The sequence below is a fragment of the Desulfogranum mediterraneum DSM 13871 genome, assembly GCF_000429965.1.
In the GTDB taxonomy this organism is placed as follows: Bacteria; Desulfobacterota; Desulfobulbia; order Desulfobulbales; family Desulfobulbaceae; genus Desulfogranum; species Desulfogranum mediterraneum.
The window spans coordinates 59,389-72,496 of sequence record NZ_AUCW01000020.1 but is presented as its reverse complement, the minus strand read 5'-3'; the positions used below and the strand labels follow the sequence as shown (position 1 = coordinate 72,496).

The 13,108-nt window shown below is 56.5% G+C and carries 8 protein-coding genes and 1 tRNA gene; 6 read left to right on the top strand and 3 right to left on the bottom strand.

What is annotated here, in order from left to right; translation table 11 throughout:
• Nucleotides 1–83 precede the first annotated feature (83 nt).
• On the bottom strand, nucleotides 84–362 hold the full coding sequence (locus tag G494_RS0110920) for a hypothetical protein (RefSeq protein WP_028584578.1): 279 nt from the start codon (nucleotides 360–362) through the stop codon (nucleotides 84–86).
• An 879-nt stretch (nucleotides 363–1,241) separates the two neighbouring features.
• Nucleotides 1,242–2,666 carry a hypothetical protein gene (locus G494_RS0110910; RefSeq protein WP_153305839.1) on the bottom strand — a complete coding sequence of 475 codons (1,425 nt, stop codon included), beginning with the start codon at nucleotides 2,664–2,666 and terminating at the stop codon, nucleotides 1,242–1,244.
• 500 nt (nucleotides 2,667–3,166) lie between these two features.
• Here G494_RS0110910 and G494_RS0110905 point away from each other — a divergent pair, with 500 nt between their 5' ends.
• Together G494_RS0110905 and G494_RS26730 are read left to right on the top strand one after the other, a co-directional pair.
• Nucleotides 3,167–3,742, top strand: coding sequence for a recombinase family protein (locus tag G494_RS0110905; protein ID WP_028584575.1), 576 nt, complete (start codon nucleotides 3,167–3,169; stop codon nucleotides 3,740–3,742).
• Nucleotides 3,743–4,656: 914 nt separating this feature from the next.
• Nucleotides 4,657–4,755 (top strand) — tRNA-Sec (locus G494_RS26730).
• Between the two features lie 494 nt (nucleotides 4,756–5,249).
• Here G494_RS26730 and G494_RS0110895 read toward each other — a convergent pair.
• Nucleotides 5,250–6,995 (bottom strand): DUF342 domain-containing protein, encoded by a 1,746-nt coding sequence (locus G494_RS0110895; RefSeq protein WP_028584573.1) that lies wholly within the window; start codon nucleotides 6,993–6,995, stop codon nucleotides 5,250–5,252.
• Between the two features lie 443 nt (nucleotides 6,996–7,438).
• Here G494_RS0110895 and G494_RS0110885 point away from each other — a divergent pair, with 443 nt between their 5' ends.
• The 4 genes from G494_RS0110885 (at nucleotide 7,439) to G494_RS0110870 (ending at nucleotide 12,832) form a co-directional block, all read left to right on the top strand.
• Entirely contained in the window at nucleotides 7,439–8,734 is a 1,296-nt protein-coding gene (locus G494_RS0110885; protein WP_028584572.1) for a multiheme c-type cytochrome, read from the top strand.
• Nucleotides 8,735–9,154: 420 nt separating this feature from the next.
• A complete protein-coding gene (locus G494_RS0110880; protein WP_028584571.1) occupies nucleotides 9,155–10,303 on the top strand; it encodes an iron-containing alcohol dehydrogenase in 1,149 nt (382 codons plus the stop codon).
• Complete coding sequence (locus tag G494_RS0110875) at nucleotides 10,303–11,499, top strand: two-component system sensor histidine kinase NtrB (protein WP_028584570.1); 1,197 nt, start codon at nucleotides 10,303–10,305, stop codon at nucleotides 11,497–11,499. Before G494_RS0110880 ends, G494_RS0110875 begins: the two co-directional genes overlap by 1 nt.
• Nucleotides 11,492–12,832 carry a sigma-54-dependent transcriptional regulator gene (locus tag G494_RS0110870; protein WP_035246203.1) on the top strand — a complete coding sequence of 447 codons (1,341 nt, stop codon included), beginning with the start codon at nucleotides 11,492–11,494 and terminating at the stop codon, nucleotides 12,830–12,832. The genes G494_RS0110875 and G494_RS0110870 overlap by 8 nt, the downstream gene beginning before the upstream one ends.
• The last annotated feature ends 276 nt before the right edge of the window (nucleotides 12,833–13,108 follow it).

The following is a 13,108-nucleotide window of genomic DNA, read 5'->3' as shown; positions in this document are numbered from 1 at the left end:
AGGGAGGCCTACCATTCAGCCGATATGAGCCGACAGCGACAGCTGCTCCGACAGCGGAGACCTCCCCAGGTGATGAATAGTTTTTAACGTCCTAGTACACGGTGATCATCAAGGGCCATGATACGTTCATACAGCTCTTTCACCTTTTCTCCGATAGCATCGGTCAGGGCGGACAGATCAGGAATACCACCTATCTCCCCCTCTCCAGCGGCATTGCTCACGATTACATAGCGGCGTGGCCCATGAAGATCCGACGCATATGCATGGACAGCCGAGACATGATCAGCACTCTCAGCGTAGACCTCGCACCTGTCACAGACCTCAACTTCTCCAATTCCGTCGACCTTACAAACCATATCCATTTGCTCTCTCCATTCTGTTGTTATTGATTAAGGTTGATTGTGAATTTCGCGGCGCAACAGTAGACGACGACCAAGGCGCAGGTCAAGCACAAAATATCAATAAGTTCAAATAGTTATATACACTAACGTATATCTAGCCACTGCCATTTCCCTATACATCAGCGTATACATGACACGATGTGGCAGGCCTCCAGGAATCCATGGGAGACATCCCTCTCGATCCTTCCAGGCGATGAGGAGTCCCTCCTGGGAGTTGTTGAATGCTCTGGTCAACGGGTAGCAACGGGTGGTGAGCCTGAGGGCAAAAAGACAGATACAGGAAAACAAGGACTGGACAGCTCAGCGTGACCCTCAAGACCTACCTCTTCCCAATGAATGTTCACCAGGGAGATAGGCCATGAGGAATCACAGCGTGAGCACTATAGGAAAACTGTGGCTAGGGCTTAGGGATCAGGGTTATCAGCTGGAGGAGTGACCAGTATTTGCTGATCTAGTTCGTAGGGTACTTTCCTTTCAGCAATGGATGATCAGGAAATGAAAAAGGATGGTCTCCATGAAATGGACCCGAGCGAACGTAGGACGCGAAGCGCTCCGAGTGAGGAGGGAGGGAACATACCGCCGGTAACCTATGCTTATGAGGTATTCAGCCTGGAGGTCTCCCCAGGGTATGCCCTTGCCAACCAGAAGCCTACGGTCATCATTGGCTTAAGCATACCATCAGGAGACTATCAGTGATTATGGAATCAATAGGATCAGTTCCAGGTGGATCTCCTCCTGGTGAACCAGGGATCTCCCATGGTAGCCACTCGCTATCAACATTCTTCATTAGAGATAACTTCTAGTTTCTATATAAGTACCACTTTCAATAACAACCTACTTTCAAATATATAAACACCTCAATGCGCGGTTTTCGCGCACGTTCTTTTCGAGCATACCCCAATGTGGTACTCTTAGCCATTCCAACAGAATCCTCCTCATACGATCACTGGGCAGGTACAAGCGTATCCTTTCCCCCTTCCGGATAGCTGACCTCCACACCCACTGAATCAGGACGTGCAAGGCGTACTGGTCCCGGTTATAGTTCAGGTCGAACGCCTGGACGGTCTTTTCAATCTCAGGCTGCGGAAACACGTTATAGAGGAACGCAAGGTGATGCCTATGAGCATGATCATTGATGCCACGTGTATTGAAAGCGACCCATGTATCCCTTCCGATGAAGGCTTTGGACAGTGAATTCTTAGGCTCTGCCCACACAGGGATGCATTCCTTACGGCAAGAGAACATGAAGTCCCCTGGATCAACCCTACGGGACCTATCCTTAGGATGCCGAAATTCACGTCTCAGAGCTTTCCTAATCTGCTGCACCTCTTTACCCACGTTGCCACCCTTCTTCATTACCAGGCGCTTCTTGGAGTCTGTAGCACTGAAGTGACCAGGCTTTGTTCCATATCTCTCATGAGGCCTAACCCCTCGCTGCTCTACATTCACCAGCTCTATCAGCTCAGCAAACTCCTTGCCGGAGTACTGGCCATCATGGGACGTCAGCTTGTAGTCATCCAGGGAGTTGGTCTTGGTCTCTCTGGTTAGCTTCATATGTTCCACCTTCCAGCCTTTGACCTGGAACCAATAGTCAAGATCTGTGTCCTTAAACGGATAGGTCAGGATGATAACGTCCTTGAAAGCGTTCAGCCGCTCTTCCCTCAGTGAGAAGGCCATGAAGTCCTTACCGTTGTCGTTTTCGATAGCGTAGACATCCTTGATCTGAGCAGCCCCCACAAAATGCTTCTGGGCCTTCGATGCCTCTGTAGCAGGAGCAGCCCGATAGCATGCAGCCATTCCAGGATCTGGCACCAACCTGGCCACTTTCCCCTTCACTGGCTCCCTTCGCATCACCTGCTTACCAATCAATCCAATGATATCTGTATCAGTCACCCCTTTGACAGGCTCAAAGGCGGTAATCACTTCATCCATGATCAACGACCATTCACCCTCCCCGATGATCTCGAAGGTGTCTGGGGTCAGGTAGTTCTCGAACAGGGCATGAGTAATCAGGATCACCTGGGCGTCAACCAGGGCCTCCTTGAAGAGTTCCCGCTTACTCTGACTCTTGCCCTGCTCCTTATCATCTCTCAGGGATACAACCCCTTCCAGGCCCTCCAGGAGTTCTTCATAGCGCTCAAGCTCTGTCAGCCTTGGCAGGACTACCACGTAGCGGCTCTGCTCCTCTTTGATCTTCAAGGCTACCCAGGTTGATTTCCCGGTACCCATTACTGCATCAACTACGGTTACTGCTGTCTTGTTCATATTACCTCACGGCGATTGAATTGAGACACCTCCCCCCGGCCCACTCCATGTGGTCTGCAGGGATTCTCCTGGTGTCTGTGTTGGTTTGGTCGAATGGATGCCTCACGTTGAAAGGACAACCCCCATGGTTTGAGTACGGGCAGCTGGTAGCTAGCCAGCCTTGAGACAGGCGTGAGGTGAACCTGAATGCCCACCATGGGGATCGTTTGTGAACTGCTGAGAGAGGGACTGTGCTCAGTGCTTAAATACTGGAGTTACCAAATAGTAATCAGCAGGCGTCTACCTCTCTATTAGAGGGCATGATTGATTAAATACAGGAAGTCAGCGACATAGGGGAACACCCCGGAAACAGAGGCATCAAACCGGATAGATTCCAAAAAGGTACACCTTTCCGACACGTTACAAGCGAGCGTTATAAAGGTTCGAGAAGGACTTCTTGACATTGTTTCTAGAAAGGTCTATAGAGTAAATGACACTTAACGCCAAACAAGGAGGGAGTCGTGAGCAAACAGGTGGGATACATCAGGGTAAGTTCTGTAGATCAGAACACAGGTAGGCAACTGGGAGAGATGGATCTGGACAAGATCTTTGAAGAGAAGGTATCAGGTAAGAGCATGAACCGCCCGGAGCTGAAGGCAATGATGGACTATGTACGAGAGGGAGACCACCTCCACGTCCATGAGCTTTCACGGTTGGGACGGTCAGTTATCGACCTCCATACCATCGTCAATGAACTCCTGGAGAAAGGGGTCACCGTGACATTCCACAAGGAGAATATGGTATTCGTCCCCGGCAAGGAGGCAGACCCCATGCAGCTTCTCATGTTCGGCATGCTGGCAAACTTTGCCCAGTTCGAAAGGTCACTGATCAGACAGCGTCAACAGGAGGGCATAGCAGCAGCCAAGGCAGCAGGTAAGCACATGGGTCGCCCTGCAAAGCTCACCGATGAACAGAAGGTAGAGATCAAGGGGAAGCTCAAGCAAGGAGCTACACCGACAGAGTTGGCCAGGGAGTACGGCTGTAGTAGAGCATCGATCTACAATGTGAAGGCCAGCAAGCTGGTGAAGGCAGCATGACCCAGTGGCACACTACCAGACAGCCGCGAGAGGGCCTCTAACAGGCTCTCTCCTGGACCTTCTGTGTCTACGCATGCCACCGATATCATTAACCTAAACGATCACCACAAGCCACGTTTTTAAAGCAAGAGGAACCTTGCCTTTTTAGAGGGGTACCAGGAAGGAGGCCCGGCACCGGGGGAAACGGTTTCGCAGATAGGGGGATATGGGGTCTCACAAATTTGTGTCAGAATTCCCTGAAGCTACTATTCCGGGAGAATAAACATTGTTGCCGAACCATCTAAGATATACCAACAGTTGCTGGAGAGGCCAGATTCTTTCTTAATCTTAATATCTGTTATACCATCAGCACCCTTAGCATATGCAGCGACTTTAAGATCAACGGTTACCATGTCATTGCTTGGTTCTGTTTCCGTGAAATTTCTGTGGCATCGTGATGCGCCTACAATTCCGAGTATCTTCCCTCCTTCAGGTAAAGAGTCGTACTCTTGGACGGTTCGTAGGGCTTGTCTTTGGTCAGTAAGGCTGAGATAGGATTGGTTATTGCCGACCTGAAGGTTGGATGAGTGAGTAGAGCACCCTGACAAGATAACTAAGATTGTAAGCAGCGTGAAAAATCTCAAAGGAAATTTCTCCTGGTAGAAAAATTGTTGAATTCCGAGAGGTAATTACACCTATGCATTGGTAAGTGCAACTGTTTATAAGCTAGAAAAAAGGAGTCTGTTGAGCAGGCTCATGATTACTGCCAAGAAGAATTTCTCAACGGTCAAGAGCCCTATACTTGTAACTGATGAGCATTGACATAAGAAACGCTACAGTGCTACCTTGCAGGAAACTGCAACCGGCACTTCCTGAAATGTGTCGAAACATCTACTGTGCATCTACTGGATAGGATCATGGTGGGCTAATTATATGGAATCATTGAAGGGCACTGGTGGCCCTCCCGGACTTCAAATCCGGTGTGACGGGTGAACAGCCTGTCAGGTGGGTTCGATTCCCATGCACTTCCGCCATTCATTCTAATGCGTTAGCTCCTCAAGTTCCTTGGGGGGCATCTCTCCCGATTCCCCCGGATTCAGCCTGAAATCGGTCCCGTCCTCTACTCTAGATCCAGCAGAGGAACGGCAGAAATACCCCAGCTCCATCTCACCGCAAGAACGGTACAGAGCCTTCAGCCAGAAGACGCTCTATGTTTCCGCCCCATGCTTCATTAGGGACGTAACTTTAAGGGGTTTCGGGGTCATGCTCAAGCCGTCCGATCAGGTGAAATACGTCGCTGAGTTATGGCATGGGGGGACGTCTTTCAGAAAAATTTTCGCTGCACTGCCCTCTCTCCTCTCTTTCCATGAAACGACGAGCGCTCAAGGCAGGCTCATTACGGCTCTGCCTGTCCAGTTTCTTTTTTCTGCAGAGCTCCGAACCCCTCCGGCTCATGAGCAGCGATCCGCTCTCCTGCCTTCGGGGCAGCAGGGTGTCTCCGGATTCGGGCGTGTTTTTTAGAGGTGACCTACAGTGGCAGCGAGATGATATGGCGCCTGGAGTCATCCAGCCGGTAGCGCCGGCCGGCGTCGGTCTGCTCCAGGGTCAGGGTCCGATTGCCGATCTGCAGCCGGGTGCCGGCAAAGATGGTCCCCCGGACCTCGATGCTGAGCCGACCGAGGTCGACGGGGTCCACGGCTGACGCCTCCTCTTCGGCTCCCTGCCGGGGACTGCCCCCCTCGCTCTCCTCGGCAGGGCGGGAGTAGAGGCCGGTGCCCGGGATCAGGTTGATCCGGAGATACCTGTGCTTCATCTTTTCGATCCCGCCCTTGAGGCTGCGCAGCTTCTTGGTCCGGGCCACCCCGCTGTAGCCCTTGAGCCGCTGGACAATGGAGCTCTCATACTCCTCCAGCTGCTGGAGGAGCTCTCTGGAGCGAAACAGCCGTTCCGCCACCACCCCAGCCGCCAGCAGCAGCGGGTCTGCGTCCGGTGCTCCGGCATCGCCCAGGGAGATGCTGCCCTCGGCAATGAGCTCACCGCCGACCACGGTACTGCGTTCGTGGCAACGGATATCGCCGCCGCTATAGATGTGGCTGTAGTAGCATTGCTTGCGGATGACACAGTTTCCCCTGCAGCCGATTCGGCCCTGTTCGATGAAGTTGAGATCAATATCTCCGGAGGCTGTGACCGCACTCACATTCCCCAGCACCCCCCCCTTGATGACCACGTTGGCCTGGCTGGACACCTGGGTGGAGGTGACGCTGCCCCTGATCTCCAGGTCGCCGCCGGTCTTTACCTGAAATCCCGGGAAGACGGAGCCGTGAATGACAACGCAGTTTCTCGATTCGATGTTACCGGTGGAGTAGTCGATATCACCGCTGATTTCCAGCTTGCTGAAGACCTTGATCACCTGATCCTGGACCACCGAAAGGACCCCGTCCTTGGTGGCTCTGACCTCCTGCTCTTCCCGGGAGTAGTGGGCATCGCCTGCGGTCTCCACCTCGATGTCCCGGCCCGGTCGTTGTGCCAGCCGTTTGCCCAGCACCGTCATGCCCGGTTTGCCCTGGCTGGGGGGCACCTTGGTGGCGATGAGCTGACCTGCGGCAACCGGCACCATGATCTTCCGTTCCCGGAAATCGATGCTGCCGTTCTTTAAGAGCTTGCCGGCAATGGGTCCGATCTCCAGTTTAAAGTCCAGGTAGGCGCGGGTGCCCGGGATGGGCTCCCTGCCCCTGGCCAGGACGATCTGCTCCGCCTCGGTGGAGCGCTCCCGGATCGTGCGCTTGGCCAGGTTGAGCTGTTTGTAGTCGACCCCAAAGACGATCCCCGCCTCCCTGAGCTGCTGGTAGAGGTCTTCACTGCTTAAGATGGCATAGTTGAAGAGCAGCGGCTGGATGACGATGGCCGCCTCCATCTGGTCCGGGGAGAGTGCAAAGAGCGGTTCCACCCAGACCCGCAGCTGCTGATCATCGCTCTCCTCAAGGGGGACAAAGGCCACCCGGGGATAGCCGCTCACCTCTGCCCGAACCTGATTGCCATCTTCCGAAAGAAGGGTGTGGTCGCCGGCAATCACGCTCCTGCGCACCAGCTGTGTGCTTTCCCCCAGGTCCGTATCGCTAAACTCCAGCAAGAGCTGATCCTTCTTGACCAGCTCGCTGACCGGCAACTTCTCCAGGGGATACTCCTCGCCGATCTTCAGGGGATTGGTGGTGAAGCAGAGGGTCGGCTCGATGGACTGGGGCGAGGAAAAGCCCGGGGGAAAGGTAAAAGCCATTGCAGGTAGATCCCTGGTTGAAGGGTGGTTGCAGCCGAATCCGGATGGGGTGCCGGGGTCTGACATCCTTATGAGTGACGATTAGAGTCGTTTACGATTGTCTATTATAGCAGTTTCACTGAAAATAGAGAAGCGGCTCAATGGATGGCCAGGCCTGAGGGATGGTTTGAGGGCTGCAGGAATCACGGGCCCTGCTTTGGTTTGCTCTCTTTCGGTCCAGGGTGTATTCTTGCTATATCAGTGAGATGTCTCTGGCCGGGCTTGCTCGGCTGCCCCGCTAGCGGCGCCAGGAGGAGCCTGCCTGAAAAAAGGAGGTTGCCGCAATCCCTTCAGCCGCTTTGTCAACCAGCCTGGAGGGCGTCTTTGCTGTCCCCATGGTGGTCTGCTCAATCCGTCCGGGGTTGAGTTGTTGTGATAACCCATTGTTTTCTTAAGGAGGGAACATGAAAAGAGGAATGCTGGGAATTCTGGGAATGCTGGGAGGGCTCTGTTGGCTGGCCCTGGCCGCTGCAACGGTGCAGGCGGAGGCTGACTGTATCGGCTGCCATAGCGAGGTCTCGCCCGGAATGGTCAGGGACTGGCAGGTCAGTGCCCACGCGGACAACGATGTCGGCTGTGCGGAGTGCCATGGCAGCGGTCATGCCACGGCCGAGGACTACCGGCAGGCCATCCTGCCCGATGAGCGGGTCTGCGGTGAGTGCCATGGGGAGCAGTTTGAGCAGTTCTCCCACGGCAAGCATAACTTCGGCTGGACCTCACTCAACGCCATCCCCGCCACCCACATGGCCCCGGATGAGCTGATCGAGGGCGGGCGCGGCTGCGGCGGCTGTCACAACATGGGCATCAAGACCGAGGCCCAGAAAAAGGAGCTCAAGGCCAAGGGCTACCGTTACCAGAACAACTCCTGTGACGAGTGCCATACCCGTCATGCCTTTAGCAGGAAAGAGGCTCTCAACCCCAGGGCCTGTCAGCAGTGCCACATGGGCTATGACCATCCCCAGTGGGAGATGTGGTCCAGCTCCAAGCACGGCATGCGCTGGTTTGCCAAGCAGAACGGCGACCTGCCCGAGGGGGCCGCTGCCCCCAGCTGTCAGACCTGCCATATGGTCGACGGCAACCACCACAACGAGACGGCCTGGGGCTTCTTAGGGGTCCGTCTGCCCCTGCCCGATGATCCCCAGGCTGCCGCCGACCGGGTCACCATCCTCAAGGCCCTGGGAGTACTCGACCCGGCCACGGGCCAGCCCACCCCGATCCTGGATGCGGTCAAGGCCGTGCGCATGGCCAAGCTGGATCAGGCATCCTGGCAGAAGGAGCGGGACAAGATGCTCAAGGTCTGCGGCCGGTGTCACTCTGCATCCTATGCCAAGGAACAGCTGGATATGGGTGATGCCATCATGAGCAAGGCCGACCGGCTGATGGCCGAGGCCATCGAGACCGTTGCCGGCCTCTATAAGGACGGCCTGATCAAGAAGCCTGCCGCCTATCCGGCCAACTATCCCTTCCTCCTGACCTTCATGCACACCAACGGTGCTGCCTGGGACAAGGATCTGGATAAGCTCTCCTATATCGACCAGGTGCTGGTGCAGATGTACATGAAGCACCGGATGCGGGCCTATCAGGGATTTTTCCACGTCAACCCCGACTATGCCTACTGGTATGGCTGGAACGAGATGACCAAAGACCTGGGCGAGATCAAGGAGCTGGCCAGGACCATGCGGGCCCAGCACAGCGAGTAACCGATACCATAAACCATGGTTGCAAGGGGCGGGTGCCGGGAGGCCCCGCCTTTTTTTGCTCTTTGCTCTATGGGTGCGGGTCAGGAACCGGTGGCTGATAATGTCTCTTTAGGGCTCGCCAGCTTTGCAGGGGGCATGGGAACCATGATGCCCGGGTGGCTGCGGGGAGAAAGCTTTGCAATAGGGCCTGTTTTTTTGTATGTTATGGGGGTTGGCTAAGTGGTTATTGTTCCGCAGAGATGAGCCGGTGCCGGTTTTTTGTGGAGTTATACGCTCTCTGTTTTTCGTTTGTTTTCCTGTCTCAGGTTCCCTTGACTACTGCGTGCTGGTATTGTTGGCGAGATTGTCCGACCCTGTACCTGCTCTGAGCAGGCAGGGGGACAGGGCTCCATCTCCTGAAATTTTGACCAAGAGACATTGATGGAAATTACCAAGTTTGCAGTACCGGAGATCATCTTTGGTCGCGGCAGTCTCAACTATGCAGGGCTCTGTGCCCGTCGGCTGGGCGCGAAGAAGGTCTTTCTGGTCAGTGATGCCGGCATCGAAGAGGCCGGCTGGTTGCAGCGGCTCATGAATATCCTGGAGAAGGAGGGGATCGAGTGGGTCTATTATCCCGGGGTGACGGCCAATCCCCGGGACTTTCAGGTGGAGCAGGGGGCCGAGCTCTACCGCAAAAACGGCACCGATGTGATCATTGCCATCGGCGGCGGCAGCCCCATTGATACGGCCAAGGGCATCGCCATCCTGGCCAGCAACGGCGGCAGGATCCGGGACTATGAGGGGGCCAACAAGGTCCAGCGGGCCCTGCCGCCCATGATCTGCATCACCACCACCGCCGGCAATGGTTCGGATATCTCCCAGTTCTGCATCATCACCGATGTGGAGCGGCGGGTAAAGATGTCCATCATCACCCGCACCCTGATTCCCAACATCTCCATCGTCGATCCCCTGATCCTGCGGACCAAGAGCAAGACCCTGATCATCGAGTCGGCGGTGGATGCCCTGGCCCATGCCATCGAGGCCTACCTCTCCCGGATCGCCTCACCCTTTACCGAGATGCACTCCCTCAAGGCCATCGAGCTGATCGTGGGCAACCTCAAGGATGCGGTGGATACCCGTTCCCTGGATGCCCTGGAGCAGTTGAGTACCGCCTCGGTCTCCGCCTCCATGGCCTTCAGTAATGCCAGTCTGGGAGCGGAACACGCCCTGGCCCACTCCCTGGGGGGACACTTTGATGTCAGTCACGGGGTGCTCCACCCCATCCTGCTCACCGCGGTGATGCGTTTCAACCGCAAGTATGCGGTCCAGAAGATGGCCGATATCGGCCGGATTGTCCTGGGTGAACAGCTGGGCTCGGACCTGGATACTGCCCAGGCCGGGATCGAGCGGCTGGATCAGTTCTTTGCCGGCCTGGAGGTGAGCCAGCGGTTGCGGGAGGTGGTCGAGGAGGAGGAGTGGCGGTATATGGAAGCCATCTGCAAGATGGCGGTCCGCGATGCCTGTAACCTGACCAACCCGGGGCCTGCCACCTGGCGGGACTTCTTGAAGATCTGTGAGGAGGTGTGGTAATGGGACCCTCAACCACCCTCCATGACCTGATCGGGATCGAGCACTGTAAACAGGGCTTTTACCAGGAGCTGCAGCAGAAGGTCGAGCTCTTGAAGACCTCCAACCTGGAACTGGAGAAGCGGCGCCAGGAGATGCAGGCGGTCCTGGACGGGATCACCGACCTGATGGTGGTCCTTTCCGAGGATATGCGTATCCTGACCATCAACCATGTCTTTAAAGACTGGTTCGCGGACGAGGATCCGGTGGGCCGATACTGCTACGAGGTCTTCCGCAACAACTTGAGTATCTGTGAGAACTGTCCCGCCATCAGGTCCCTGGACCGGGATGAGATCGTCAAGGACCTGGCCATCTACAAGGTCAACGGCCGCTACCGCCAGTTTGAGATCATTGCCTCGCCTCTGAAGACGGAGCCCACCGGTGAGCGCCAGGTGCTGCTCTTTAAACGGGACGTGACCCTGGACAAGGAGTTCCAGGCCCAGTTCTACCAGGCCGAGAAGATGGCCACCGTCGGCACCCTTGCCGCCGGGGTGGCCCATGAGATCAACAACCCCCTGACCGCCATCAGCGGTTTTGCCGAGGGCCTGAAACGGCGGATCTCCCGCCTGGAAGACCACCCGGACAAGGAGCTCTTGGCGGATTTTTCCGAGTATACCGAGATCATCCTCAAGGAGTGCGGCCGCTGCCGGGACATTGTCCAGACCCTGCTCTCCTTCAGCCGACCGGTCGCTGCCAGCCAACGGCCGGTGGACCTCAACCGCTGTATCCGGGACACCCTCTTCATCCTCAAACACCACTTCAAGGGGCAACAGCAGATCACCCTCAAGACCGATCTGGAGGAGCAACTCCCCCACATCATCGGCGATGAATCCCAGCTCAAGCAGGTGATCATCAACCTCCTGACCAATGCCGTTGACGCCACCCGCGGCGGGGGGACCATCGTGGTCCAGACCTGCAGCGGCGATCGGGGCAGCGTGGTCCTGGTGGTGGAGGATAACGGCGATGGCATTGCCCCGGAGATGGTGGATAAACTCTTTGAACCCTTCTTTACCACCAAGCCGGTGGGCCAGGGGGTGGGGATCGGCCTCTCCACCTGCTACTCCATCGTCAAGAATCATCGGGGGGAGATCTCGGTGGAGAGCACTTTGGGGGAGGGGACCTCGTTTCTGGTCACCCTGCCGGGGGTGAGCAATGATTGATGTGGATTCGTATAATGTGCTGGTCATCGACGATGAGGAGTATATCCGTCTGCTCCTGGAAAAAGAGCTGAAGAACAGCAACCGCAGGATTGTCACCGCTGCCTCCGGCAGCCAGGCCCTGGAGCTGATCAAGGAGGAGCGCTTTGAGGTGATCATCATGGATCTGCGCCTGCCCGATGTGACCGAGCTGGAGCTGTTGATCCGCCTCAAGGAGAGCCTCACCGGCACCGAGATCATTATGATCACCGGTCACGGCGATATCGATACCGCGGTGGAGGCCATGAAGCTGGGGGCCTATGATTTTATCCGTAAGCCCTTTAACCTGGATCGGCTGGATCTGCTGGTCTCCAAGGCCCAGCAGCGGGCGGCCCTGTCCCGGGAAAATGCCCTCCTGCGCCAGCGCGCCGGCGACGACGACGGCAGGGTGGACTTTATCGGTAAGTCCAAGGCTGTGGCTGAGATCATGTTTCTGGTCAACAAGGTGGCGCCTGCCTCCATCCCGGTGCTGATCAACGGCGAGTCCGGGGTGGGCAAGGATGTGATCGCCCGCCTGATCCACCAGCGCTCCAACTGTTCGGCCCGTCCCCTGGTGATCAAGAACTGCGCCTCCCTGCAGAAGGAGCTGTCCCGCAGCGAGCTCTTCGGCCACGTCAGGGGTGCCTTTACCGGTGCCGACGAGTCCCGGGACGGCCTCCTGGACCTGGCCCATGAGAGTACCCTCTTCTTGGATGAGATCGGTGAGCTGCCCATGGCGGTCCAGGCCTCCCTGCTCCGGGCTTTGGAGACCCAGACCTACCGGCAGGTTGGCGGCAAGGAGGAGCGGCGGGTGAATATCCGCTTTCTCTTTGCCACCAACCGCAACCTGGCCCGGGAGGTGGAAAAGGGGCGTTTCAACGAGGCCTTCTATCACCGGATCAATGCCTTTACCATCCGGGTTCCGTCCCTGGCGGAGCGCAAGGAAGACCTGCCTCTGCTGGTCAACTACTTCCTCAACACCCTCAACTCCGACGGCCGCTCCTACCAGGTGGTGGACAGTGCCATGGCCTGTCTGCTCCGCTATGACTGGCCCGGCAATGTCCGGGAGCTGCGCAACGTGATCGAGCGTTCCATCATCCTGGCGGAAAACGGTATCATCAGCGAGCGTTGTCTGCCCCATGAGCTGGTGGTCCAGGCCGATGCGGCTGAAAATATCCTCACCCTGGAGTCGGTGGAGCGGCTCCATATCCTCCGGATTCTCGATTTCCATGACGGCAACCGGGGCAAAACCGCTGAAACCCTGGGGGTCAGCAGAAAGACCCTCTACCGCAAGCTGCGGAATTATTCCCAGGAGTAGTCCCCTCTCCTCCCTTCTCGCTGCAGCCGGAACCGGTTTCCTGGTCCGGCGCTGCCTGTCTGCGCCCCTGCCTGGAGCAGCTTTTCCAGGCAGTATCTTTCCCGGGTCATTGTGCCCCATCCGGCGCTCCCTGCGGGTCATTACGACCCTTTCTCTGTAAGTAGCTGTTTTTTTATAGTGTTTGTTTGTGGGGATGGCGGTGCCTGTCGCTGTGTCGGCCGCTATCTGGGCTGAGAGTGACCTCTCCAGGAGAGGGTTCTTGTCGGTAACGCCTTG